General features: G+C 60.9%; 24 protein-coding genes, 2 tRNA genes and 1 pseudogene. 13 read left to right on the forward strand and 14 right to left on the reverse strand.

The window, feature by feature from the left end:
• Positions 1–18 precede the first annotated feature (18 nt).
• Together FFS68_RS01875 and FFS68_RS01880 are read right to left on the reverse strand one after the other, a co-directional pair.
• Complete coding sequence (locus FFS68_RS01875; RefSeq protein ID WP_137751611.1) at positions 19–384, reverse strand: TrbC/VirB2 family protein; 366 nt, start codon at positions 382–384, stop codon at positions 19–21.
• Positions 372–1,037, reverse strand: coding sequence for a lytic transglycosylase domain-containing protein (locus FFS68_RS01880; RefSeq protein WP_137751760.1), 666 nt, complete (start codon positions 1,035–1,037; stop codon positions 372–374). Before FFS68_RS01880 ends, FFS68_RS01875 begins: the two co-directional genes overlap by 13 nt.
• A gap of 423 nt (positions 1,038–1,460) precedes the next feature.
• On the opposite strand from FFS68_RS01880, the gene FFS68_RS01885 reads away from it, so the two are divergent.
• On the forward strand, positions 1,461–2,204 hold the full coding sequence (locus FFS68_RS01885) for a LuxR family transcriptional regulator (protein WP_249339972.1): 744 nt from the start codon (positions 1,461–1,463) through the stop codon (positions 2,202–2,204).
• Positions 2,205–2,220: 16 nt separating this feature from the next.
• Complete coding sequence (locus FFS68_RS17770) at positions 2,221–2,400, forward strand: hypothetical protein (protein WP_171003704.1); 180 nt, start codon at positions 2,221–2,223, stop codon at positions 2,398–2,400.
• A gap of 61 nt (positions 2,401–2,461) precedes the next feature.
• Here FFS68_RS17770 and FFS68_RS01890 read toward each other — a convergent pair whose 3' ends face one another.
• The 3 genes from FFS68_RS01890 to FFS68_RS01900 all read right to left on the reverse strand — a co-directional run bounded on the left by FFS68_RS01890 (position 2,462) and on the right by FFS68_RS01900 (position 4,033).
• Positions 2,462–2,989 carry an Lrp/AsnC family transcriptional regulator gene (locus tag FFS68_RS01890; RefSeq protein WP_137751612.1) on the reverse strand — a complete coding sequence of 176 codons (528 nt, stop codon included), beginning with the start codon at positions 2,987–2,989 and terminating at the stop codon, positions 2,462–2,464.
• A 191-nt stretch (positions 2,990–3,180) separates the two neighbouring features.
• Positions 3,181–3,486, reverse strand: a complete 306-nt coding sequence (locus tag FFS68_RS01895; protein WP_212742309.1) for a sigma factor-like helix-turn-helix DNA-binding protein — start codon at positions 3,484–3,486, stop codon at positions 3,181–3,183.
• On the reverse strand, positions 3,479–4,033 hold the full coding sequence (locus tag FFS68_RS01900; protein WP_137751613.1) for a hypothetical protein: 555 nt from the start codon (positions 4,031–4,033) through the stop codon (positions 3,479–3,481). The genes FFS68_RS01895 and FFS68_RS01900 overlap by 8 nt, the downstream gene beginning before the upstream one ends.
• A 98-nt stretch (positions 4,034–4,131) precedes the next feature.
• On the opposite strand from FFS68_RS01900, the gene FFS68_RS01905 reads away from it, so the two are divergent.
• From FFS68_RS01905 to FFS68_RS01915, 3 genes are all read left to right on the forward strand, one after another.
• Complete coding sequence (locus FFS68_RS01905) at positions 4,132–4,362, forward strand: hypothetical protein (RefSeq protein ID WP_137751614.1); 231 nt, start codon at positions 4,132–4,134, stop codon at positions 4,360–4,362.
• A 290-nt stretch (positions 4,363–4,652) separates the two neighbouring features.
• Positions 4,653–5,204 carry a hypothetical protein gene (locus FFS68_RS01910; protein WP_137751615.1) on the forward strand — a complete coding sequence of 184 codons (552 nt, stop codon included), beginning with the start codon at positions 4,653–4,655 and terminating at the stop codon, positions 5,202–5,204.
• Between the two features lie 125 nt (positions 5,205–5,329).
• Positions 5,330–6,316, forward strand: coding sequence for a hypothetical protein (locus FFS68_RS01915; RefSeq protein ID WP_137751616.1), 987 nt, complete (start codon positions 5,330–5,332; stop codon positions 6,314–6,316).
• A gap of 123 nt (positions 6,317–6,439) precedes the next feature.
• Here FFS68_RS01915 and FFS68_RS01920 read toward each other — a convergent pair whose 3' ends face one another.
• From FFS68_RS01920 to FFS68_RS01940, 5 genes are all read right to left on the reverse strand, one after another.
• A complete protein-coding gene (locus FFS68_RS01920; RefSeq protein WP_249339974.1) occupies positions 6,440–8,317 on the reverse strand; it encodes a nuclease-related domain-containing protein in 1,878 nt (625 codons plus the stop codon).
• A 459-nt stretch (positions 8,318–8,776) separates the two neighbouring features.
• Positions 8,777–9,901 carry a hypothetical protein gene (locus FFS68_RS01925; protein WP_137751617.1) on the reverse strand — a complete coding sequence of 375 codons (1,125 nt, stop codon included), beginning with the start codon at positions 9,899–9,901 and terminating at the stop codon, positions 8,777–8,779.
• 87 nt (positions 9,902–9,988) lie between these two features.
• A complete protein-coding gene (locus tag FFS68_RS01930; protein ID WP_249339975.1) occupies positions 9,989–11,173 on the reverse strand; it encodes a HEPN domain-containing protein in 1,185 nt (394 codons plus the stop codon).
• A 238-nt stretch (positions 11,174–11,411) separates the two neighbouring features.
• Positions 11,412–12,362 (reverse strand): hypothetical protein, encoded by a 951-nt coding sequence (locus tag FFS68_RS01935; protein ID WP_137751618.1) that lies wholly within the window; start codon positions 12,360–12,362, stop codon positions 11,412–11,414.
• Positions 12,363–12,949: 587 nt separating this feature from the next.
• Positions 12,950–13,040: transfer RNA gene (locus FFS68_RS01940), tRNA-Ser, on the reverse strand.
• Positions 13,041–13,115: 75 nt separating this feature from the next.
• Between FFS68_RS01940 and FFS68_RS01945 the strand changes: the two genes are divergently transcribed.
• The 3 genes and pseudogenes from FFS68_RS01945 to FFS68_RS01955 all read left to right on the forward strand — a co-directional run bounded on the left by FFS68_RS01945 (position 13,116) and on the right by FFS68_RS01955 (position 14,879).
• Positions 13,116–14,105 carry a peptidylprolyl isomerase gene (locus FFS68_RS01945; RefSeq protein WP_137751619.1) on the forward strand — a complete coding sequence of 330 codons (990 nt, stop codon included), beginning with the start codon at positions 13,116–13,118 and terminating at the stop codon, positions 14,103–14,105.
• Between the two features lie 142 nt (positions 14,106–14,247).
• Positions 14,248–14,514: pseudogene (locus FFS68_RS01950) on the forward strand (GIY-YIG nuclease family protein); the annotation flags it as partial.
• 50 nt (positions 14,515–14,564) lie between these two features.
• Entirely contained in the window at positions 14,565–14,879 is a 315-nt protein-coding gene (locus FFS68_RS01955; protein ID WP_137751620.1) for a DUF1905 domain-containing protein, read from the forward strand.
• Here the strand turns inward: FFS68_RS01955 and FFS68_RS18170 are convergent.
• Positions 14,869–14,997 (reverse strand): hypothetical protein, encoded by a 129-nt coding sequence (locus tag FFS68_RS18170; protein WP_283214589.1) that lies wholly within the window; start codon positions 14,995–14,997, stop codon positions 14,869–14,871. The genes FFS68_RS01955 and FFS68_RS18170 overlap by 11 nt on opposite strands.
• A 118-nt stretch (positions 14,998–15,115) precedes the next feature.
• Here FFS68_RS18170 and FFS68_RS01960 point away from each other — a divergent pair.
• Together FFS68_RS01960 and FFS68_RS18175 are read left to right on the forward strand one after the other, a co-directional pair.
• Positions 15,116–15,190 (forward strand) — tRNA-Thr (locus FFS68_RS01960).
• Positions 15,191–15,244: 54 nt separating this feature from the next.
• The gene (locus tag FFS68_RS18175) at positions 15,245–17,137 is read left to right on the forward strand and encodes a glycosyl hydrolase family 28-related protein (protein WP_137751621.1); all 1,893 of its coding nucleotides are present in this window, start codon (positions 15,245–15,247) and stop codon (positions 17,135–17,137) included.
• Between the two features lie 36 nt (positions 17,138–17,173).
• Here FFS68_RS18175 and FFS68_RS01970 read toward each other — a convergent pair whose 3' ends face one another.
• Positions 17,174–18,052, reverse strand: a complete 879-nt coding sequence (locus FFS68_RS01970) for a LysR substrate-binding domain-containing protein (RefSeq protein ID WP_137751622.1) — start codon at positions 18,050–18,052, stop codon at positions 17,174–17,176.
• 155 nt (positions 18,053–18,207) lie between these two features.
• On the opposite strand from FFS68_RS01970, the gene FFS68_RS01975 reads away from it, so the two are divergent.
• Positions 18,208–20,535: a CDC48 family AAA ATPase gene (locus FFS68_RS01975; RefSeq protein ID WP_249339976.1), complete on the forward strand. Its 2,328-nt coding sequence runs from the start codon at positions 18,208–18,210 to the stop codon at positions 20,533–20,535.
• Positions 20,536–20,619: 84 nt separating this feature from the next.
• Here FFS68_RS01975 and FFS68_RS01980 read toward each other — a convergent pair whose 3' ends face one another.
• Positions 20,620–21,930 carry an MFS transporter gene (locus tag FFS68_RS01980; protein ID WP_137751623.1) on the reverse strand — a complete coding sequence of 437 codons (1,311 nt, stop codon included), beginning with the start codon at positions 21,928–21,930 and terminating at the stop codon, positions 20,620–20,622.
• Between the two features lie 151 nt (positions 21,931–22,081).
• Between FFS68_RS01980 and FFS68_RS01985 the strand changes: the two genes are divergently transcribed.
• Positions 22,082–22,720 carry a methyltransferase domain-containing protein gene (locus FFS68_RS01985; protein WP_137751624.1) on the forward strand — a complete coding sequence of 213 codons (639 nt, stop codon included), beginning with the start codon at positions 22,082–22,084 and terminating at the stop codon, positions 22,718–22,720.
• A gap of 150 nt (positions 22,721–22,870) precedes the next feature.
• Here the strand turns inward: FFS68_RS01985 and FFS68_RS01990 are convergent, their stop codons facing one another.
• Positions 22,871–24,070 (reverse strand): phosphatidylserine/phosphatidylglycerophosphate/cardiolipin synthase family protein, encoded by a 1,200-nt coding sequence (locus FFS68_RS01990; RefSeq protein ID WP_137751625.1) that lies wholly within the window; start codon positions 24,068–24,070, stop codon positions 22,871–22,873.
• A 140-nt stretch (positions 24,071–24,210) separates the two neighbouring features.
• On the opposite strand from FFS68_RS01990, the gene rpoZ reads away from it, so the two are divergent.
• On the forward strand, positions 24,211–24,555 hold the full coding sequence (gene rpoZ / locus FFS68_RS01995; RefSeq protein ID WP_137751626.1) for a DNA-directed RNA polymerase subunit omega: 345 nt from the start codon (positions 24,211–24,213) through the stop codon (positions 24,553–24,555).
• Positions 24,556–24,563: the final 8 nt, after the last annotated feature.

Consider the following 24,563-nt stretch of genomic DNA (forward strand, 5'->3'; position numbering starts at 1 on the left):
TGTCGGCGTTCACGCGCGTCAGCCCGCAATGATGCCGACAATGGAATCAGCCGAAAAGACAATGGCGATCCCGATGATAACGGTCACGAGGATCGTTGTGGAGGCCCGACCCGTGAACCAGAGCAGGCCGGTGACGATCACCGCGATGACCGCAAGCGTCCGCAGCAGCGTCGACGACAGCAGGCCGCGAACTTTGGTGGCGAAGCTCTCCAGATTCTGTGCGGAGGCGGGATCAGGGTTGAGCGCGGAAACCCCTAACACCAGCGCGAGCGCGACGCTCCAAAGCAGCACGTTCTGCCGTGGCTGCGGTATGCCCTCGAACCAAAGCGTCAGTCGGGACCGAACACCTGCGGTTCTTCGCACAAAGTATTTTAATCTCGCCATACGCTCCTGCTTTCTATCGTTTCAGATCGGTTGGACCTTTGCCGGTCATGAGCGGCGCGATCGAATAGGTTCCACGCAGGTGGCGCGCTGCGGCGCGCGATAGGCAGCAACGTAGAACCAAAATTCTCCGAGATGAGTTGGACGCGCGGGTCGAGAGGCATCGTCGGCGCCGTCGGCGCTTCCATCGCCACTAGGTCGACAAAGCCCGCATTTCTGACAACCTTTGCGACATAGCCGTTGCGAAATCCCCTCGACGAGCTTCCGGTGTTGTAAAGCGAGAGTGCGATGCGAAGCGCGGTTTGCGGATCGCGTCCGACAATTGCCCCATTATAATTTTGGGTGAGTACTCTGCCGAGCGCCTCGATATTTTTGCAGGGGTCAAACACTGTCTCCCAGGTCAGGCCAAGCCAGCGCATGTTGCGTGAGTTGATTTGGCCGAGACCGAGATCGACCGAATAGCCGGCAGCGATGTAGCGCTGTGCAGTCGCAGCGGCGCTGGCGGCGTCGGGCTGCGGCGGAGGTTGTTTCCCGCCATTGACGTTTAGCGCGAAGGGCCGTCCGTGGCTTTCGGTTTGCACGATTGCAGCGACGGTCTGCGGTGCGACATTGGGCGCACATTGCGACGCTAAGGCGGCAATCATGGCGCCGGACATGGTCACCGCTGAATACCTACAAATGAGTTGCGGGACGGTGCGTAGATTTCGGCTTCGTGATCGGTCAACCGCGCGACAATGAAAGTTGATGCCGGATGTCCGAGATCTGAAACCCAAATATGATGGTAGGAAGCCATATGCGCACTGATCTGGAAATGCGCACTCAGTGAACATCCCGGAAAAGGGGTATGTACCTTTCAGATTTCTGCAGAGCTGGGGCTTTTCAACAAAGGTAGATTTGAAGCAGAATCTGAGCTATAATCAGTTAGTTGAATGTAGGAGATTCATAAAGTTATTAAGTTTCCCCCCGCAATTATTGCCGACCGACGCCATGAGAAGCATCGCAAAGCATTAAATCAGTGAAGGACGATCAACGGCAACGGGACCGCGAGAGAGGTCCGTCAGCGATCCGAAGGCTAGCTGATGACGATCAAGATGACGACCCAAGAGATGCTGCGCGAGATCAAGTCTGCGCCTGAGGCCGGGCAGTTGGCAGCAGCACTTGGAAATATCTGCACGCAGATGGGATTCAAATACTTCGCTCTCACACACCATGTGGAGGTGACACGAGGCGCCGCCAACGTCGTCCGGATCCACAACTATCCGTCACAATGGGTCGCCTACCATGACCGCAACGCTCTCGGCACATCCGACCCCGTTCACCGGGCAAGCCATATGTCATGCGCTGGGTTTTTGTGGTCTGAAATGGAGACGATGATCCCACTAAATTCAGAGGACCGGCGGGTCCTCGCACTTAGCCGCGAACACGGAGTCGGCGACGGCTTTACCGTGCCGGCAAATGTTCCTGGAGAACCAAGCGGATCATGTTCCTTCGCAAACGTCGCGGACATCCCGGTCGATGAGGCGACGCTGCCGTTGGCGCAACTCGTCGGCATCTTCGCGTTTGAGCGCGCGCGCAGTTACTCGGGAATCCGGACGTTTGAGAAAAGTCAGCCACGATTAACGGACCGCCAACGAGATTGCTTGCTTTGGGTCGGTCGCGGCAAGAGCGACTGGGAGACCGGCCGAATACTGGGCATTACGGAGGACACCGTCGATCGTCATCTCACCAATGCGCGAGAGCGATACGAGGTGCCGAAACGCACGATGTTGCTCGTTCGAGCCCTGTTCGACGGCACGCTTAGTTTCTCAGATATCCTGCCCTAGCGGGACCTTTATTCTCATGATTGCGAAGGACGAGGGTCTGCATAAAGAAGCCTCCTTGATCTTCTCCGACACGACGGGCGAAGCCGGGCAAAGAGAACATGTGCGAGAACATGCGCCGGTGCCTTTAGTCGCGAAACGACCTGGACATTGCATCGGCTACCCGGCCATCGGCGCGCCGTCGTTCAAGCGCACTTAATATGCAGTAAGGATGCCCGACGACTGACCCCATTGGTAGAAAATTGATGCTGCCGGTGAGGCTAAAACCTCAGTAAACGGCGTTTGATTGAAGTGGATTGAATCACGTCTGCTGTCGTCGCCGCATAGGGAAGAAATCGATCAATCAACCGTTCAAGCTCTCTCAAATCTGTAACATAAGCCTTGGCGACTAAGCAATTATCGCCTGTCACGCGGTCAGCTTCCACCACTTCAGGTGTTTCAGCGAGCATTGCGACTATGCGTGGTATCTCACCAGCAATGGGACGCAGACGAAAATGGGCACCGATAGGCTGTCCGACCACCTGGTTATCGACTGTGATCGTGTAGCCGGCAATTACACCTGAATCTTCCAATCGACGCATTCGTTCCGTTGCGCTTGGCGAGGATAATCCGATTATTCGAGCAATCTCGCGTATCGTGAGACGCGCATTTTGGCTTAGCGCAAGGCAAATAGCTCGATCAACAGGGTCAAGGGCGCGCGCGATGTACCGGCTTCGGTTCATGATGCAAGGCATGCTCCGTGCGCCTATTTTTGGACATACCGGGAAAGCGGGATTGACCCCGTTCATGCGCTGGCGTTCGCAATCAACAACATTCGACCAGACCGGGAATGTGGGCAGGTTCGACGCCTAAGCGATCGCGCGTGCAGTTCGCGCTACCCGCAAAGCAGGGCAAAATCGTATGCTGGCGCCGTCCCGGCTATCTGCATTGGCTTAGCCTTGCGCCGCAAATCACAGCCATAGGCGACGATGCCAGACAGCTATTTGTAAAGCTCACGGGCATGATCTTCCCTTGCCTTGCGAACGGCGCGCAACACCCTGACGATCTCCCGCTCAACAGCCTTTTCGCTGATGCCGAGCCGATGCGCGATACGGTCGTATCCAAGATTTTCAAAGCGGTGCATCAGGAACACTTCGCGAGTGCGCTTCGGCAAGCGGGCTATCGCCCACTCGACCCGCGCAATCTCCGGATCGACATGTTCGTCAAGTCTTGGAACCACCGGGGGCGGGACCAACAGGCCTCGGATCGTGCGCGCGAAGCGGGCGGCCATGTTGTCCTCAGCCAAGAGCCTTCCTCCGCCTAGGGCGAGAGTGTCCGGTTATGCCACGCACATGGTCCAGCAGTTCTCTGAGTAAGAGTGGAATGTCCGGCAGCGATGCGGGGACCGGGGGCCGCGAACCGTGGATGTCCGGATTTCGCCAGACGTTATAGGGTGACAGCACCGTGGCCAGCCGCTCTAGTTCCGGGGATTGATAATTGAGGCCGGTCGCATTGGCATATGCCAGTGCCGTGCTGATGTGCAGGCCGATGTTCCGGGCGCACCATCGATCATCAAAGCCAACATCCAGCAGATGCGAGCTTAACGCCATCTGGGTCACGATGCCGGTCTGGTAGAGAAGGTCGCCAGTATCGGGGAAACGCAATTCCTCAATCGCGAGGGCGAAACTCTCGCCGTTCCGATAGCGAGCTTCGCTTAATAGCCGGCCCTCGCGTGATCTCACTAGCATCGGGAATGCGGGGCGCTGCTCCTCCAATAAAGGCGAAGCCGGGACGGGCGCCGGTTTGTCTATCCTGATCGACTTCGATCGGGGGCTAGCGGCTTTGTGGATCATGTCGCCTCCGTCGCTGGCGTGATTCGGCCTCAGTTCATCTTCCGCCGAAAAGCCTAAGCTTGTTTACGCTATCGTTTATAGCATAAACGGTAGCGTATATGCAAATAAACGATGTCATTAACGCGATTCTCTTTGAGATTGAGCGCGACGCCGATAGCGACGACGGCATGGGACGCCCGCCGCTCGGAATGAAAGCCACGACCATCCGGCTATCTGTAGACACGATCCGCCGGATCGAAGCGCAGGTCGGAAACCGTCAGCTTGCGAAGTTTATTCGCGAGGCGGTCGAGCGGGAGCTGCGGCGGCGAGAAGAAGAGCAGAAGCTTTAAGCACCGCAGCGTTGATCGACTGCATTTTGCCTCGCCGTCGCATCGGTTGAAATATCGCTCCACGCGTGTCTTGCTTGGGTTCGAACCACGACAGCTTCACGCAAACCTTGTTCCTACCGCTGGAAAGGAGGACGGCGATCAGTTCGCCATCATTTGGATTCCGGCCGATTAATGTTGGGTTCCCGCCGGAATGACTGGCGGGCGCCCGAGTCGGGTCAATATTGGCTACGTGCAATGCAAGTGGCAAAAATCCGCGCCTGGGCTTCAATATCAGGAAAGGCACCGTCAAATTGTACGTGAAAGTTAGCGAGCAGACGGTCTTCCACTATGGAGAACTGCCCCAACTCTCTCCTCTTCTAGGGCGCATGTGGCATTATGAGGGAGATACTCTTTCGGTATCGCTCTGCCCGCGCGAATGGTTCGCTTTGTTTCCGGCTCAACCACCTGCTGCCCTTTATTCGCTGGCGCGGATCGATGGCACCGCTGCGACGTTCGTCGATCTCGAGCGGCTCTCGCTCAGGAACCGGGCCGCCATTGACGCGTGGGCTTTAACGACGAAGTTGGGATCATTGGCGGCGCCTGATATGATTGCGCTAACGTCGTATTTCAGTTGCAATATTCCCCCTAACGAGGGTGAGCGGGCCATTCTGATCGCATGGGCTAAGAGCCTCAACGTCGATGGGATATGGTTTTCGGACCCTATTACCGCTTCGGCACTGACAAGCAGTCGCGGGGGAATCTTCCAACATCGATTGGCGAGCTTTCAGGCCCACAGCGTTGCGAACGTTCCACCTACTCAGGCTTGGCCAGTGTGCCGGGTCCCGTCGATTTTCATTGATTAGTCGCACTACATCAACGGCCGGCTGTCTCGCTCAGTGGTGGCACGTCCGACCAGTGACTACGCGCTGACGGCCGATGGCGACAAACTCCGGATCGCCAATCTCTCGTCGCCATGCCAACATGGGATATGGCGACATTCTCCCACTACTCGTTCCAGACTTTCACGTTCGACGATCTCCCGATCGGTCGCGACACATGGATCATGGATGAGGCCTATATGGCCGAGTGGGAGACGGAGTGGCTCAAGAACATCAATGATGACGAGGATGCTTCCCCCTATACGACAGGCTACATCACCGCGGTAAGCATAGAGGCCATCACGGCGATAGGCGCTGAAATCCGATGGTATCCCAATACGCATGACCGCTTTCATGTCGTGAAGACCTTCCTTCCGCGCGATGCTTTCGTCGGGGCTGCGCTTGCTTACGAATACGAGAAGCGAGTGACCGTGTTCGTGAAGAGCGAATGGCTGGGCAAGCTGCACCTGCGCTCCAACTCGATTTTCGCGATGATCGATGCGGTCGACATGACGGTCGCGATCCAGTCAGGCGCTATCTCGCATGAGAAAGTCATCAGGCTACGCGATGCACTGGACGAGTTTGCGGCGCGATACCCGTTCATCTCCTTCATCTCGTTTGCCGACAGCCTGCTGCTCAAGACGAACTGGACCGCGGGCATGGTCGAGACCGACGTCAAATACACCTATGTGCCGGAGAACCTCTTCATCCTCTTCCGGCAGTTGCAAACGCTGTACCGGGACGCGTTGGGCCTCGAAATCTATGGGGTGTTCGCGCAAGGGTCGAACGAATATTATGACGACCCGTTGCTCCATATCTCGAAAGCGCAGAACCACATCTCGCTCAACAGTCTGGGGCTTCCTTTCGCGCAAATCTCGCTGATCGAAGCGGCTGCGCGCAAGGCCATCAAGGCGGGGACCCATCCTCGCATGGAAATCTACATGGACAGCGACCTGTTCCATTCGCTCATGTTTAAAGAGTGCCAGAGGAAGGACGCTTGGCCTTCAGCGCTCTACAAGCCAAAGATGACCTCGGAGCAGGGTCAATATTATTATGCCGCGTGCGATGATCTCATCTCCTGCCTGCATCAGCCTTGAACGTCGGGTGTTGGAGGCACGGACATTCGAGTTTTCTGGCTCGATTGGCGGCTATGTCCCATTTTTCGCAAGTTCTCTGATCGACAGCAGGCGACCAGTTCAAGCCATCCTGCGACCGTCGCATCAGCGTCCGCTCACGCCGAAACCGGTCTTGCCTTCGGCTGAAACGTCATGGAAATTGGGCCACGTTCTCCCGAAATCCAGGAAGTCTGGTGACGAGCTTACGATCGTAAGTCGACTGCCCGCGATCGTATTCTTGAGCCGCGTAAGGCCGGTATATATGAGTGCTCGGCTTCCAGCATCGGTCGAAGCTCCAGCCTGTATGACCAGCAACGGGGATTCCCAGCCCTTAAAGCTGTGAAGTGTCGTCGCCTTTATGCGCGCGTCACCCATGTAGAAGCCAACTTTCTGGCGCCTCCGCTCTTGCGTGTCTTGCGCAAAGGTAGACACGATTCTGATGCCGTGTGCTTCTAGCTCATCAACTACCTCGCTCCCGCTTGCTGTGTCGGACGCAAGGAAGGTAATATCCGCATTGGCGAAGCTACCCTCGCCGGTGAAATGCATCATGCGCAGCAGTTCTTCGACGCAAGCGGTGACCGAGTTTTCAGTCGCGCATTGTACCCATCGTAGCCGACAGGGAGCGAGTTCGAACGAGGCTTGCTGTGGAAGCGGTAGGTTGATCTCGGTATCCGGAAGGAAGCGCTCAGCGAAGTCTCGAATTAGCGGCACTGCGGATACGGGCAGCCGGTAGCTAACATCCAGATTAGCCCACGCACCTCTGAAGCCAGCTCCCGCCATAACATCGTCAGTCCATGCTCCAGCAGTCCCGTAAATGTCCTGTGTCGCGTCTGCCGCCATGAGCATCTCGCCGCCAGGCTTCAGAAACGTGCGCAGTGTGCTCCACCAAAGGGGACGGTAATCTTGTCCCTCATCGACAAGTATGGCGTCATAGCTCGGGGCCGCTGATTCAGTGGCCGATTGCCCTACCAGTTCCGGGAGGGCAGTCTCCATTACCGAGACAGGATCACCAGATTTCCAGAGTTCGTCGTAGGGTTCGGACCACCCCACGGTCTCGCAAACGTCCCTGCACCAACTGTGAAAGTTGACGAAAACAATATTCCGATAACTGGATCCAGATTTCAGCTCACGAACGACCAAGTCTCGCAGGTAATGCCATAGCGTGATGTTAAAAGTGGCTACGAGGACTGTCTTGCCTTCATCGGCAAGTCGGGCGGCGCGCGCAGCCAAAACCAGTGATTTCCCTGATCCCGCCGGACCCTTTATCCGCCTAAATCCACTCTCGGTTCTGGAGCCAGCGAACTGCTGCTGGCTAGCGTTCATTTCGAGGGGACGGCGTTGTGTCGCTGAGAAATCTGGTTCCATGAGCCAACCCCGAAGATCGTCGGCGAGCTCAGGACGCATCAGCATCGACGATTTGCGCGCAGATTCCGGGAAAACCTGAGAGATCATCCCATTTGCGACCTCCTCTACACCGCTCAAAGGGGTATATTTCGCCGCAGCTTCCAGCTCACCGTGTTGCAAAAAAGGGGAGAAGAGAGAACGCAGGCGATTAATGCTAGCGAATGGGAATATAACGCCCGCCGTAATAGCGCCGAAGCCTTTGTCCTTAGTGAGCCTGGGGCAGTAAAGATTGTATATGGCTTCTCTGTAATATTCAACCTTTGGAAAGGGATTCTCGGATTGGCGGGAGAACTCCTTACCGTCCCGCCTAGCCCATAACTCTGGACGTTTCGTTCCTTTACGAACGAAATAGTCCATCGCATCAAGATTCCAGTCCTTCACCTCGAAGACCGCAATTCCAACCCTTGGATGCAAGAGGACGAAATCCGGCCGCAGGCCGTTGAGATGGGGCTGGACGTAGATTTCCCACTCGGGATCGAGCGTTTGATCAAACATTTCCAGCACCATGCTCTCGCCAGCCGTCAGCGGCTGTCGCAGCTTCGGCAAATCGACCAAAGGCGGTGAAATCAGCCTTCCCAAACGAACCCTCGATTGCTGCTAAGCGAAGGGCTCAGCGGATTAAGGCGCCGATGTTAGCGTCAGCTAAGCATAGGTCAAAGGGTCGCAGATCTTTCTGATGCATGGATAGCTTGAGGTTCGCGCGCAGTGCGAGAGTTTGGCTGTTCGCGCAGGACGTTCACCGTTTTATGGATGCTGCATTTTTGGGACCGAGTTGACCTTAGCCTTCGCACATCCGCTACTGCCGGAAGCTGACTTTCGCCCTTGGGCTGCGGATGGCCCCTAAGTCGCTTATGCTGCCGATCGGGCTGGCGGTAGCCGACCAGACTACGACGTTCGAGGCTCGCGAGCTAATGGCAGCTCTCGTTCGTAAAGGCGACGTTCCGCGCGACTTGATCTGCGATGAAATGGTGCGGCAGGCCTGGGAAGATATGACGGCTTTGGGCGGCCAGATGCGCCCTCCACCTCCGCGATGAGCGATCAGCCCTGGCCTTGGGTCCAAGCGTGATAGGCTTCGCGCAGTTCGGCCTCGATCCGCGCGAGCTCGGTATCATAGACGCGGACGTCAGTGGGCTGCTCGGCAATCTCCTGGGCGAGCACCACCATCTTCCAAGCGGCATAGTCGTGGAAGGGATTTAGCCCGACGACATTTCCAAGGAGCGGATCACTCGGATCAGGCGCTGCCAGGATCTGCGCGAACTTGCCGATCGCCGCGTTCAACTGCCAGTCCGATACGAACAGTATGAGGGCACACAAGGCCAGCAGCGCCGGCGGTGCGCCGTTCCACCGATATTCATCGGGCTTTGACCGGCGAAAATCCAGCCCGGAATTGCGTCCGATGAAGGTCGCGAGCTGGAGGGTCAGCTCATAGCTCGGCTCGAGCGCCGCTGGGTCAAACACCTCCTGGCCCGCGTAGCGGGCAACCAACTCCTTCGTGCGCGATTTGGTATCGCCGAGGCGCCTGCCGGACATGTGATCGAAAAGTGGCCAGAACTGCTCGGTGAATGCCTGACGGGTCGCCTGCTTCCAGTCGAAGCCAGGAAGTTGCGCTTGGACTGGGTGGAAGACCCATCGCTGGTAGAAGGGATGGCGCAGGAGCGCGGAGAGCCAGTCGACTGCCGTCGAATCAATGGCGATGGTAAAGCGGTTTGCCGCCTTCAGGTCGAAGAACCATTGCCGCATTCCACGGATCGCGGTCTGGTCGAAGATACCCTGTTCGATCCCCTTGCAGACGAGCTGGCCGATAAGCCGGGTCTCGATGGTCTTGGCACTTCCGAAGTCGACGAGACTTTCGGTCTGCCGCTCTTGGCCATCGGCCCCGTGGAACTCGCAAAAGCGGTGGTGGGCGTCCATGGCATTATCGCCGACGAAGCGAAAATGCGCCTGTCGGGTGCCGCCCCGTGCGCCCGCGGGCTTCGTTGCCCGCACAATCTGAGCGCCGCCCACGCCGCAGGACGAGCAGCGCACGTCGGTCCGGATCCAGACGCGCTGAGCGTCCGAGAGGTGATTCTCGCTCGCGTCCGGCGCGCCCTGCAGGATCAGGCGAGCGAGCTGGCCGACATCAAGTTCGCGTCTGAAGTGGTTCGAAAAGGCTGTGGTAGGCATCTGGAATAACTATCGACTTTGGCGCGTCATTTGAACGCAAAAATGAGCCGCACTTCGTTTTCCGGTCGAGGACGCGCACGCATTGTATTATGCGTCACCTTCGTCCTCCCCCGGTTGCAAGGCGTCTCCGCCCATCACCAGGCTAGACCAATCCGGAAAGGCGCCACGCGCGAGGATCGCGGTGAAGATACGCGTGACGAGCGCATCAGCCGCATCGAGGTCTATGGTCGATCGTGACGACAAAACGCCGGAATGCACCGCTTGTGACCGAGCTCCATAGAGCGATTTCATGTCAGCGAAAATCGTCGCCCGCTCGGTCGGTGTTTGACCGAGAAGCCATGCCGCGCGGCTGCCGATCTTATGGGCAATTTCGGTATTGTTGGGGCTGTGGTCGTGCATCAGCACGATCTCGGACGCCATGCCGAGGTCGAGCGCGCGATCTACCGGGTTGATCGCCAGGCGCGAACGTCCCAGCCGGTCGATCGCGCGCGCCATGCTGGCGCCGCCCCGGAAGGTTGCGAGAAGACCATAGGCTCGCGCGACTGCCGCGCCCTCAACGGGAAATGCGACCAACGGCATCGCGGCGAACGGGCGCCCGGACTGATTGCCGTCTCCAGCGACGAACAGGCTCGCTCGATCCGGCTGCAGCAGCGAAAAAGGTAGCTCGACCGGACCGGTGCTGGCGAGGAGGCACGCCAGGCGCACTCGCTGGCGCACCTGATCACGGGCCGACGCAGCCGGTGTCGTCACACTCTCGCCGAGCGGCGGGCCGGTGCGGAGCTCGAATGCGGGCTCGACACGGTATTGATGGCAGAGCACGCTCGTTCCTGACGGCACGGGCAGCATCTGGAATGGGATGCGGTGCATCAGCCCTTCGAAATAATCCTCGGGCTCTGCATCCAGTGTCACGCCGCCGCCCAAATCGACGGTAGCGTCTAGTTGCACGCCGAGGATTGCGCTCAGTTCGGAATAGTGTCCAACATTTCCGGCGATCTCTTCGCCAAAGGCAGCGAAAATCGCGGCAGCGTCGAGCTTCTCGACCAGACGATCAATCGCCCAATCGCCGAACCGGCCTCGCGCTATCGCCCCCCCGCCATCGCCAGTGAAAATCCAATTGTCACTATAGGCGTTGAACGGCGAGACTTGTTGAAGGGCGTCGCCAAGGGAACGACGTTTTTCATCGCGCCACAAAGCATAGTGCTTCCCGCGATAAATTTCAGCCAGTTCGCGCGCCGCTTCGTCGAGCAATTCTATTGCTTGAGCGTGCGTCAAATCCCCTCCCATCATAGCTATTCTGTCAACCGTAATGTCGAAATGACCGCCTTCGAGTTCGCCACTCACCTAGCGTCATGCCGTATCGTTGCCATATCTTCGTGGTTCCCTTCTAACTCCGGCGCTCATGCCGAAGTGCGACAAAAACGGTAAAATTGACGCGACGACTGGCTATGCAGAATGGCGCCGCAGATGGTCTCTCTGACCACCTCATACCGTGCCCACGGCCCCCGCGCCGCTACCTCTTCCTGCCGAAGAAAACTTTACGTGCCTCGTCCTCGTGAAGGTCGAACTTGGCGGTGTGATACTGGGACGGGGGAACGGCATCCGAGGTCATCTTGAACGGTAGTTCGTCGATGCAGATCTCCGAGATCAAGGCGGAGAAGTCCTTGTCGTAGCAGTCCGCCAGTACCTTCAGATTGGTCGAAGGAAAGCTTTGCTTGAACTCCTTGTTGAACGGTGGCTGGAAGTGACGGATCAGCGACGCCTCGTAGAGGGTCACGCGCTCGGCGTCTGATGTCCCGAACAGCTTGTCCAAGCCCGCCGAGATGCGGGCGCTGCCGTCCTCCGTGGCCTGGGCCCAAGGGTTCATAAACGTGATCATGCGGTTGCCCGGCACGATTTCAAGCATGAGAAGCGTGAGTCGACGATCGGCGGGTACGCCCTTGACCGAGATCCGCTGCAGTGTCTCGTGCTTGAGCAGCCGGTCTAGGGCGTTGCGGGACCCGTCCTTGCCATAAGCCTGACCGATATAGAGTACCTCGAAGTGGACTGCGTCCTGTTCGTTATTTAACCGTTGCGCTATCTCGTCGTCAGAGGGCGCCCAGTAGCCGTCACCGTTCTTGATGAACCAGCCCCGCTCGGTCTCGACCATCTCGACGCCTTCAGGCATCGGCCAGGCGAGTTCATGACGTTTGCCGGCAACGAGCATACCGATGACAAGCTGCCCATTCTCAAGGCGTTGATCGATGGTCTCCATCGCCGGCATAGTGCCGATGACGTAGATGTGACACTTCGCGAGCTGCGGCTTGAACGCCGCCACAATATTCTCCTCGTAGATTCCGAAGGCAGGCATGAGCACGAAGCTCGTCGCGTACATGTTGAGAGCGTGTTCGATGTCGAATCGCTTGCCGCCGAACAGCTCGGCGGGATCGCGCTTCAGTTTTGTATCAGGTTGATTTTCAGCCATCCGCGGATACTACTTGTACATGCCGGAGCGAAGCAAGTCACATGGCATCAGTGAAATCGGCTCGGCTAACTGACTGGACGAATGCCAGCTTCCCCGCATCAGGTATTTTGGAGTTGCCGGCCTGCAACCGGTCAGTCTTGCGCATTCATTGGGGGCAGCGTCGCAACTGAGTGAATGTCCGGTGCCGCCGAAACTGGCCATTGCCGATCATGCTTGGGAACGATCATTTTATCCCAAAGTCAGTCAGGCGCAATCCAGGCGTCCGAAGACGAACGAACGGCGGGTTTTGTGATCGACCGCGCGATCGGTCAACGGCGACAATTGGGGTGCAAAGCAGAAACTCTAAGGATCCAAACTTACACAAATCCTTACACAGTTTTCGGTTGTAGCCAAAAACAAGCAGTGTTATCAATGTTATACGGAAGTCTCGCCGCACTCAAAATGCGGTTCCGCAAGGAGTGCTGGTTCGAGTCCGGCCAGGGGCACCATTCACGATCTGACGCCGCCGGTAACCGGCGCCGCGGACCGCCCCAACGTCGATTGATACAGCCTGAAAAGCCCAGGAATCATGGCTGCGGTGCGGCAGCTGGCGGAGCGGGTGGGATTCGAACCCACGATAGGCTTTTGACCTATACTCACTTTCCAGGCGAGCGCCTTCGACCACTCGGCCACCGCTCCGCATGCACTGGAAGGCGCGCCCTAATCGCTCGGCGGGGCTTTCGCAAGCCGATAGGGCATGGCAGACATGCCGCCATGAAACATCTGCTCCTGTCGGCGGTTGCCGCCGCGTCGCTCGCCCATCCCACCGTTGCGCAGGAGCCTGCGCCGATCCCGTCGCCGGGGGAGATTGCGGCCGCCGCGCCCGCCAGCGACTGGATCGCGATGGCCCCGTCGGACCTGTTGGTGATGGATCTGGCGCCCGACGCCAAGGGCAAACCGCGCCGCGTCGTGATCCAGTTGATGCCCGCTCCGTTCAGCCAGGGGTGGATCGGCAATATCCGCAAGCTCGCCGCCGCGCATTGGTGGGACGGGACGAGCATCAACCGGGTGCAGGATAACTATGTCGTGCAATGGGGCGATGCGACTGAGAAAAAGGCGTTGCCGAAGGGTTTGGTTTCGGTGGCTGAGAGTGAGTATGTGGCCAAGTCGGTGCGCGATTTCGAGAGTGTTTCCTCCGTGAACGCGCGAGCCTTTATGGTGAAGAAGGGGCTCAAGGGGCCACCGCCACCGCCACCCTTTGACAAACCCGAAGATGTGTACACGGGCGTCGTCGGTTTTGCGGCGGGTTTTCCAGTGGCGGGCGGGCCGCAGTTCGAATTTTGGCCCGTCCATTGCTACGGCATGGTCGGCGTTGGCCGCAACCTGTCGCCCGACACCGGCAGCGGGGCCGAGCTCTATACCGTCATCGGCCATGCGCCGCGCCACCTCGATCGCAATATCGCGGTTGTGGGCCGCGTGATCAGCGGGATCGAACATCTGTCGAGCCTGCCGCGCGGCACCGGCGCGCTGGGCTTTTACGAGGATGAGGCGGAACGGGTGCCGATCGCCGCGATCCGGGTCGCCAGCGAACTGGCAAGCGCCGAGCAACCGCGTTTCGAATATCTGTCGACCGACAGCGACAGCTTCGCGCGCTACGCCGACGCACGGGCCAATCGCCGCGATCCGTTTTTTATCAAGCCCGCGGGCGGCGCCGACATCTGTAATGTTCCGGTGCCGGTGCGGGCGATGAGCGGCGGGAAATGATGTTGGCGCGCGATCGAGAAGCGCCCTTCGACAGGCTCAGGGCTGCGGTGATGGAAAGCTGACGGTTTGTTTCAATACCGTAGTGCTGAGCTTGTCGAAGCACGCTTGTCGGCCACACGCAGAGGGTTGCTCGATGGACTGGATGTTCCACTGCTATTTGCTGCGCTGCGCGGACGGCTCGTATTACACCGGGCACACCGACGACCTGCCGCGCCGATTTGCCGAGCATCAGTCAGGCTTCTTTGCGGGATACACCCACAAACGACGTCCCGTCGAGCTTGTCTGGAGCGACGCTTTTCAGACGCGAGACGATGCCAAGGCAGCCGAGCGGCAGATCAAAGGTTGGAGCAGGGCCAAAAAAGAAGCCCTGATCGCTGGCGACTGGAACCGGATTTCGGAATTGGCCAGATGTCGGTCGATGGCCGATAGTCGCCCTTCGACAGGCTCAGGGCTACGGTAATGGAACGTTTCACCGTCACCACCCCGCTCTGGCGCTGGCAGTCGGCCACCGCCCCCGCGGCATGGTTTTTCGTCACCATCGCGGGCGACGCGGCCGATGGCATCCGGGTCGCGGCGATCAGCGGCCAGTGGCTCGCTGGACGCAAGGGATTCGGATCGGCGCGGGTCGCGGCGACGATTGGCGATACCCATTGGCAGACGTCGGTGTTCCCGCACAAGGAAAGCGGCGGCTGGCTGCTGCCGGTCAAAGCCGCGGTGCGCAAGGCCGAGGGGCTGGTCGAGGGTGACGCGGTGACGGTGACCGTCAGTCTTTAGCCGGGGTTTCGGACCTGGCGTCGCGGGCTTGCGCCTTGCGCTTGCGCAGATTGTCGCGCAGCGCCTCGGCCAGGCGGCGTTCGCGTTCGATGTCGGCGGGGGAGGGCGTCTTGCTCACCCGGTCCCCCATGCGCGCGAATTTGCCATATCGTCAAGCCTCGCACCTTGACACGCGACAGGCGCCCCGCCATAGGCCGCGCCTGCCCAGCGAACAGGCGTTTGCGGGCGTTTCGGTTGCTGCTGTAGCTCAGTGGTAGAGCGCGTCATTGGTAATGACGAGGTCGGGAGTTCAATCCTCCCCAGCAGCACCATTTAACTCACCCATTCATGATCTGTTATAGCCGGTTAGTGAAGGAGCCGTGGCTATGACGATATACCGTGGTCAGTGCACCGACGAAGACGGGCGCGCCGTCGAAGGCGCGGAAGTTTATGTCTATTCGCCGAATGGATTTCTCGCCGACATAACGACCGAGTTGGGTTTGCCGATCGCCCAGCCGATCCTGACCGGCACGGAAGGCCGCTACGCATACGGCGCCCCGGCCGACGATTATCACACTAGTTTTTGGTATTCCGGCCAACCGCAATCGATCGAATATGGGGCGCATCAGGGCCACGCGGCGTCGCCCAAGCCCGCCCCGACAACTGGCGCGGCGCAATTCGGCGACACGTTTGACGTGACGCATTTCGGCGCGGTGGGCGACGGCAAATCGGATGACACGCTGGCGATCCGGCGGGCCGGCGCGGCGCTCCAGGCGGCCGGCGGCGGTCGCCTGCTGTTTCCCAAGGGCACATATCTGATTTTTCGGCGGGGGCGGGCCTATGGCGGCAACGTCTTGCTGTTCGAAAAATTGTCCGGTGTGAAGGTTGATGCCAGCGACGCACACATCAAAGTCGATCCTGGCAAGGATTGGTCAGGTACCAACGCCTCTTTCGTCAAGTTCGTCGATTGCCGCGACTGCGTGGTGACCGCCCGCGAGGTCACCTCTCCGGCCATTCCGATCGATGGCCGCTTTCAGGGCCTGGAGTTTGTGTCGCTCCGCGGCGACTGTGTCGGGGTCGAGATACCGCAGGTGCGGGCGACGAACCTGCTTGCCGTGCTGGCGATATCCGAACCTGCAACCCGCGCCGGTTCGCGCGATATTCGCATCGGGACGTTGGTGGCGACCAGTTGCGTCTATGCGATCAACTGCGCCAATTCGGGAAATAACATCACCGTCAGCAATTTGGTCACCGACGGCTGCGGGCGCTCCTTTTTCATCTACGGGATCAGCCATGCGAAGGCGCGCGTGCGGTCGCGCAACTTCAAATATGCCGCGGATGTCGTGATTGCGGCGATCAACAAGGGCTTCAACCATGTCACCGATGTCGAAATCGATTATACCAATATCGACAGCAACGCGACCAACGGCGGGGTCGCCGTCGATATCGGGCACAGCTTTGCCGATGGCGTTGCGGGGACGATCAGCGATATCAGGATAAGATTGAATGTCGCACTATCGGGCGGCATGGGATCGGCGCTCGAATATAGCAAAATCGATGTGACCGGGAATCCCGATACGGTCGATCGGGGACATGTCCTGCGTGGTCTTCAGGTCACCGGCATCATTCGCGGCACGCCGCAAACCGGCGCGCCGATCCAGTTCGGGCGCCAGGGTTCGAAATTCGGTGCCGGTGATACGATATCCGATATTCGGCTGAACGGACTCGACTTCGTTGGCACAAAGGGGCGGGCGATTGATGCCGTTCGCATGATGCCAGCACTCAAGGGAGCCTTGTATCTCCAGGATATTAAAAGCGAGAGCGATATCGATATCTGGGGCGGCACGTCGGTCGAGGATTACGCGCCTGCGTCTGATGACGCCCGTGTCGTCGTGTCTGGGGTCATCAGCACGAACCTTGATCGTTATAATCGAACGACCGGTGTTCATGGGCTTCGGCGACCTGCACTCAGCACGTCACCGGTCGCGGTGCGCCGATCCTACCGGGGGCTTTCCATTTCCAACTTCGGGACCGACAAACCGGTCGTCTATAACCTGCCGGTCGCCAAGATGGATCTGGAATATGAATTCACGCAGGAGGCGGCCGCCTATCCGATGCGGATCAAGCCCCGCAGAGCCGATATGTTTCGCGGACACCGGGCCGGGAAATATCTGCAGATTGATCAGGGGGATGGCCGCTCTGCGGTAACGATTCGCTGCGCGGCCCCCGGGGTATGGGACATAAGCCGCTCGCGCGGGGCGACGAGCTTTGAGCCCTAACCGCGGTCAATATCGTTCGGGTGGTGCAATACCCGTTCAGATCTTTGCCGCCAGCAACCAGTCGTGGAACAGCTTCACCGCGGGTTGGCGCAGCGCGCGCGGGCGGCAGACGAACCAATAGCTGTACGGGCTGTCGACGTCGAAATCGAACAGGCGGACGAGACGCGGGTCGTGGGCGTCGTCGAAATGATGGCCGTGCATGAACGCGACGCCGATGCCTTGCGCCGCGGCTTCGAGCATCAGCGGCCCCGAATCGAAATAGTCGATCCCCGCCGGTTCCAGATAGGGCATGCCGATCGCCTTTTTCCACTCGGTAAAGGTTTCGGGCATCTCGCGATGGAGCAGGATGGTCATCCGCTGCAATTGTTCGGGCACCGCGATCGGCCGGTCGGCGTCGGTCAGGTTGCGCGCGGCGATCGGGAACACCTTGTCCTGATCGAGCCGGGCGGCATAGAGCGCCGGATCGATCGCGCGCGCAAGGGCGATCGCGGCGTCGATCCCGTCGCCCAGTCGCGCTTCGGCGTGCGACATCGTGTCGATGTCGATATGCAGCTCGGGATGCTGGCGCCGCAGTTCGGGCAGGCGCGGGAACAGGCGCTGCTGGGCAAAGAGCGGCAGGACGTTGAGGTGGAGGCGCAGCGAGGCGTCGGGGCTGCCGACCTGGCCGATGACGGTCCTGAGTTCGTCGAGGATCGGCGACAGCTGTTCCTGCAACGTGCGCCCCGCCTCGGTCAGGCTGAGCCCGTGGTGGTGGCGGTTGAACAGCGGGCGCCCGACCGAATGTTCGAGCGTCTGGATGCGGCGCGACAGCGCGGGCATCGACAGGCCGAGTTCGATCGCGGCGGCTTTCACCGTGCCATGGCGGGCGACCTCGAGAAAGGCCTCCATGCTGCTGAGGGGAGGAAGGCGTGGCATATCCGGCGCCGATGATGACATGCCCCCGCGCGACTTGCCACTATTTTGTGCAGTGCGTCATAGATCGTCGCGCGACCACGGGAGCGCGAGGGGTCGCAAATCGGGAACGACCATCCTATCTTCGGCATTGTGACCTTTTTTGACGGAGACGCGCCTTGGCCGATGCAGCGGTAAAAGAAAAACAGGTAAAACTGCAGGTGGCGAATTCGCGCGCCGAGGAAAGCGGCGGCGGCATCGCCCGCATCCCGCGCTCTGCGATGGCCGAATTGGGCGTCACCGAAGGCGATATCATCGAGATCAGCGGCAAGCGGCAGACCGCGTCGCGCGTCGTGGCGCCTTATGCCGAGGATGAAGGGCTGGAGGTCATCCGCCTCGACGGCCTGCAGCGCGCCAATGCGGGCGCGGGCGCGGGCGATATGGTGATGCTCAGCCGCGTTGAAACGCGCCCGGCGACGCGCGTGGTGTTCGCCCCGGCGCAGGAAAATCTGCGGTTGCAGGGATCGGCGAACGCGCTGAAACGCAGCTTCTTTGGGCGGCCACTGGTGGCGGGCGATACCGTCGCGACCGCCGGGCAACAGCGGTTGGAATCGGGCGACATGCCGCCGCAGCTGCGCCAGATGCTCAATGCGCCGGCCTATGCGTTGGCCGAGGTGCGCCTGATCGTCGTCTCGGCGGCGCCAAAGGGCGTCGTGTTTATCGACGAGAATACCGAAATCGAGCTGCTGCCCGAATATCAAGAGCCGCAGGACGCGCGCCGCACCGATGTGACCTATGACGATCTGGGCGGGCTGGGCGAGACGATCGACCAGCTGCGCGAAATGGTCGAACTGCCGCTGCGCTATCCCGAGCTGTTTCGCCGCCTGGGCGTCGATCCGCCGCGCGGGGTGCTGCTCCACGGGCCGCCGGGCACCGGCAAGACACGGCTGGCCCGCGCCGTCGCGAACGAGAGCGAAGCGCAATTTTTCCTGATCAACGGCCCTGAAATCATGGGGTCGGCCTATGGCGAATCCGAAAAGCGGCTGCGTGATGTTTTCGAACAGGCTGCCAAGGCGGCGCCGTCGATCCTGTTCATCGACGAGATCGATTCGATCGCGCCCAAGCGCGGCCAGGTGACGGGCGAGGCCGAAAAGCGCCTCGTCGCGCAGCTGCTGACGCTGATGGACGGGCTGGAGCCGCGGACCAATCTGGTGGTGATCGCCGCGACCAATCGCCCCGATGCGATCGACGAAGCGCTGCGGCGCCCGGGCCGCTTCGATCGCGAGATCATCATCGGGGTGCCCGACGAGAGCGGACGCCGCGAGATATTGGGCATTCACACCCGCGGTATGCCGCTGTCCGCCGATGTCGATCTGGCCGAGCTGGCGCGCACGACTTTTGGCTTTGTCGGCGCCGATATGGCGGCGCTGACGCGCGAGGCGGCGATCGAGGCGGTGCGGCGGATCATGCCCAGGCTCGATCTGGCCGAAGGCACGATCCCGCCCGAGGTGTTGGAAGAATTGCGCGTGACGCGCGACGATTTCAGCAACGCATTAAAGCGCGTGCAGCCGTCGGCGATGCGCGAAGTGATGGTGCAGGCGCCGACGACGCGATGGAGCGATATCGGCGGTCTCGACGCGGCGCGCGAGAAGCTGATCGAGGGGATCGAGCTGCCTCTGAAGCATCCCGAGGCGTTCCGGCGGCTGGGCATCCGGGCCGCCAAGGGTTTCCTGCTCTATGGTCCGCCCGGCACCGGCAAAACCTTGCTGGCCAAAGCGGCGGCGCGCGAATCCGATGCCAATTTCATTTCGATCAAATCGTCGGACCTGCTGTCGAAATGGTATGGCGAGAGCGAGCAGCAGATCGCGCGGCTGTTCGCCCGCGCGCGCGCCGTCGCGCCGACGATCATCTTTATCGACGAACTCGACAGTCTGGTCCCGGCGCGCGGCAGCGGTGCATCGGGCGAGCCGCAGGCCACCGAACGGGTCGTCAACACGATCCTGGCCGAGATGGACGGGATCGAGGAAATGCAGTCGGTCGTGGTGATCGGCGCGACCAATCGCCCGAACCTGATCGACCCGGCGTTGCTGCGCCCCGGGCGGCTCGACGAGCTGATCTATGTCGCGGTTCCCGACAAGGAGGGACGGCGCCGTATACTCGAGATCCAGACCGGCAAGATGCCGCTGGCGGGCGACGTCGATCTGGCGGTGCTGGCGGAAAAATCCGACCGGTTCACCGGTGCCGACCTGGAGGATCTGACGCGCCGCGCCGGTCTGGCGGCGCTCAAGCGCTCGATCAACAGCGACATGGTGACGATGGCCGATTTCGACGCGGCGTTGAAGGATACCCGCGCATCGGTGACCGAGGCGATGGAAAAGGACTATGAAAAAATCCAGGGCGAGATCAAGCAGAACGCGATGAGCGTCGACCCGATCGGCTTTTTCGCGCCCGGGATGCTCAAGCCGGTGCGCGAGCGCAAGCATAGCGACGACGCCGCGAAGGACTAGGCGCTAGGCGCAACCGTAGCCCTGAGCTTGTCGAAGGGCGCTTCTCGGCGAGGCGCCCTTCGACAAGCTCAGGGCCACGGCTATTCAGGTCGCAGGTTCGTCCTGCCGCAGCGCGGACCAGCCCCACAGCACCAGCCAGCCGCAGAAGCCCGCCATCAGGCCATAAGCGACCATCGGGTGCCAGTTGTACAGCAGCACGCCGATGGCGGGCGAGACGATATAGGCCGAGCCGTTGATCGACGCGGTCATCCCCGCGACGCTGCCCTGATCGCGGCGCGGCACCGACAGCGACGCGCCGGCGGTGAAGCCGGGGCGGAACAGGCCAAAGCCGAGCGAGGCGAGGGCGAAGCCGATGATGATGCCGTGCAGGCCCTGCGACAGCCCGGTCATGACCAGCCCGGTGGCGCCCAGCGCGGCGCCGATCAGCACTGCGGTCCGTGCCGACAGCTTCAGCAGCGGAATCAGTCCCCATTGCGACAGCAGGGTGGCAAAGGCGCCCGCCATCAACACGATGCCGGTCATCGCGGCGCCCTCGTCGGGGTTGAGGCGGAGGTCGAGCCGGTCGAGGATCAGGAAGCCGATGACGCCCAGCATCATCGCCTGCGCCTGGCCGCCGTACAGCCCCGCCAGCAACCACGGGCGAACGCGATTGTCCGACCAGCGCAGCGGCGGCGCAGCGGCGGCGCCGGGGTCGACGACATCATCGTCGCTATCGTCGGTCGCCGCCGCGGGCGACCCCGCCGACGTCGGATAAGCGACGATCGCGCCGCGCGCCGCGAACCGCGGCACATCGTCGGGCAGCCGCCAGCGCAGCATGACGAGGACGAGCAGACCGATCAGCGCAAAGACGAGCAGGGGACCGGCCAGCCCGACGAACGGCAGAATGAAGAACGGCGCGATCGCGGGTCCGATCACGGTGCCCAGGCCGAAGGAGGAGGAGACGAGCGACAAGGCCTGGGTGCGCTCCTCCGGGTCGGTGCGCGCCGCGACATAGGCTTGCACCGCGGGCGGCGCGGCCGACCCGAAGCCGCCATAGAGGCTGCGAAACAGCGCAAAAATGACGAAGGTGGTGCCGGCGGCGAGATAGCCCTGAAGCCCCGACCAGAGCGCCACACCGCACAGTGCCATCGATAGCATGAACCCGATCACACCCAGCGCCATCAGCGCCTTGCGGCCGCGCTTGTCGGACTGGCGCGCCCAATAAGGCGCCGTCATCACCCACAACAGCGCCGACCAGCTGAAGGCCAGGCTGACCCAGACGTCGGGGATGTGCAGCTTGGCGCCGATCGCGGGCAGGATCGACTGCATCGCGGTGTTGCCGGCGGCGGCGACCAGCATCACCGCGAACAGGATCGTCATGCGGTCGGCCGGGATCGATTGCGATTTTGTCGCCATGATCGACTTCACCTCCGACTTTTCAGCTGCCCATGTCGGCCTTTCCCTACACGCGCGCGGTGACCTGTCCAGAGTCAAGACTGACTCTTTCCTTGCGCCCGCGCGCCGTTTTTGCCACGCCCTCGTCAACCGCAACAACGCGAAAGCCATCATGACCAATCCGCGGGCGCAGGCCCAAGAAAAGAAAGCGCCGCTGGCGCGCCGGCTGCGCGTGGGCCTCAAACGCTTTTTCGGGCCGTGGGGCATGTTTGTCCGCGGCTTCATCAAGCATCCGGTCATGGTGGGATCGATCGTGCCGTCGTCGCCGACGCTGATCCGCCACATGCTGCGGCCGGTCGATTGGAAGAGCACGAAGCTGTTCGTCGAATATGGCCCGGGGGTCGGCACCTTTTGCCGCCCGCTACTCGAACGGATGGCGGGTGACGCGACGCTGATCGCGATCGACACGAACGAGGATTTCATCGACTATCTGCGGGAAGACATCCGCGACAGCCGCTTTATCGCAGTCCACGGGTCGGCCTCCGACGTCGAGGCGATCATCGCAGCGCATGGCTTTGACAAGGCCGATTATGTGCTGTCGGGCCTGCCCTTTTCGACCTTGCCCGCAGGTGTTGGCCCGGCGATTGCGGCAGCAACGCATCGCGTGCTGCGGCCCGGCGGCGCGTTCCTGGTCTATCAGTTCCGCGCTCGTGCGCGCGACTTCCTTGCCCCACATTTCGCCCGTATCGACAATGCGTTCGAATGGGTGAATGTGCCGCCCTGCTTCCTGTTCTGGGGCTGGAAAGACTAAGGATCGGCTGCCATCTGGCCCATGGCGGCCTGCAAATGGCGACCTCTCGCGCTTCCGGTGCTCACGTACAGAAGTACGCTGCGCTCCGGGTCGCGAGACGCCCCCATTTTCGACTCGCCCTGAGCCAAATGGCAACCGATCCTCTCGGCTTTAGACCTCCAGATCGGGATCGGTCTCACCCAGGCCAAAGTTCAGCCGCCGCGACACGGTATAGTCGGCGACGCCGACGACAAACCACGCCAGCGTCCAGCGCAGCCGCGTCAGCCACCCGGCGCGCGCCTTGTGACGCGCTGGCGTGATGTCGTCGCAATCGTCCTGCTGGGCCGCGATGAACCGACGCATCTGCTGCGCGAAACCGGCGTCGGCGACGCGCAGCATCACCTCGACATTGACGAACAGGCTACGCATGTCGAAATTGGCGGTCCCGACATAAACGACATCGTCGATGACGATCAGCTTCATATGCAGCTTGCATGGCTGATATTCCCAGATCTGCGCGCGTTTGCGCAGCAGATAGCCATAAAGCAGGCGCGAGGCGCCGATCGTCGCCGCATTGTCGGACTTTGCCGCCATGATGAAGCGCGCCCGGCCGAGCCGCGCGACGCGGCCGAGCCGCCGCAACATGCCCTGTCCGGGCGAGAAATAGGCCATCACCATATCGAGCTGGCGCGCGCCGGTCAGGTCGGTTCGCACCGCGCGGGCCCAAGGCGACAGCCGCTGGGTCGGACCACCGACCAGCCAGGTGACCGGCCCCGTGTCGACCGGCCATTCGCGGATCAGGCGGCGGAGCATCAACAGCTTGCCGTCGTTGTTCAGCGTATAGTCGTGGATTTCCGCAAACCAGGCGACCATGCGCGCCACCGACGGGCCGCGAACGACGATGCCAAGGTCGAACCAGCAATTGTTCGGCTGTGTCCCAAGATAGGGGGTCGCAATGTTGAAACCGCCGGTCACCGCCACCGTCTCGTCGATCAGCAGCAATTTCTGGTGATTGCGGACCAGATAGCTCGACCGCCAATGCCGCGAAAAAAAGGTCACGCTGCCGCCGGCGCCGCGCAGCGGCGCAAAAATGCTGTCGGAAATATCCGATGAGCCGAAACTGTCGATCACCGCGCGGACCCGCACCCCGCGCTGCGCCGCCGCGATCATCGCATCGAGGACGCGGGTTCCGGCGCCGTCGTGCTCAAAAATGTACATGATGATGTCGATGCTGCGGATGGCGCCAGACAGGAGCGCCAGGATGCGGTCGAGCCGCTGGTCGCCGTCGACGATGACCTCCAGCCGGTGCCCGGCGACGTCCGCGGTCAGGGTATCGGGATCGCTGGCGGGGGGGCAGGGCGCATCGGTCATCTTTCGGCTCATAGGCGGGGCGCTGCAAGCGCCGCAAGGGCAGCGCTTCGATTGACAGCCACGGGCGTTGCTGCTAGCGCGCAGCGCTTGCCGCCACGCCTCCCAAAAGGCTGGTCTCTCCGATATTCTAAGGAAACAACATGGCCCGCGTTACCGTCGAGGATTGCGTCGACAAGATTCCCAACCGTTTCGACCTCGTCCTGCTCTCCGCGCACCGCGCGCGTGAGATTTCGGGCGGCTCGGAACTGACGATCGACCGCGACCGCGACAAGAACCCGGTCGTGGCGCTGCGCGAAATCGCCGAACAGACCGTGCGTCCGAAGGATCTGAAGGAAACGCTGATCACGACGCTGCAAAAGGTTGTCGTCGACGATGACGATACGCCCGATGAAATCAGCTCGATCAGCCGCTCGGCCGAAGCCCTGCGCCTGACCGCCGCCGCGCCGCCGCGCAGCCCCGCGGGCGGCGGCAGCGACTTCGAATAAGCGCCGCG

It is taken from the genome of Sphingopyxis sp. L1A2A (assembly GCF_005502465.1).
Lineage (GTDB): Bacteria > Pseudomonadota > Alphaproteobacteria > Sphingomonadales > Sphingomonadaceae > Sphingopyxis.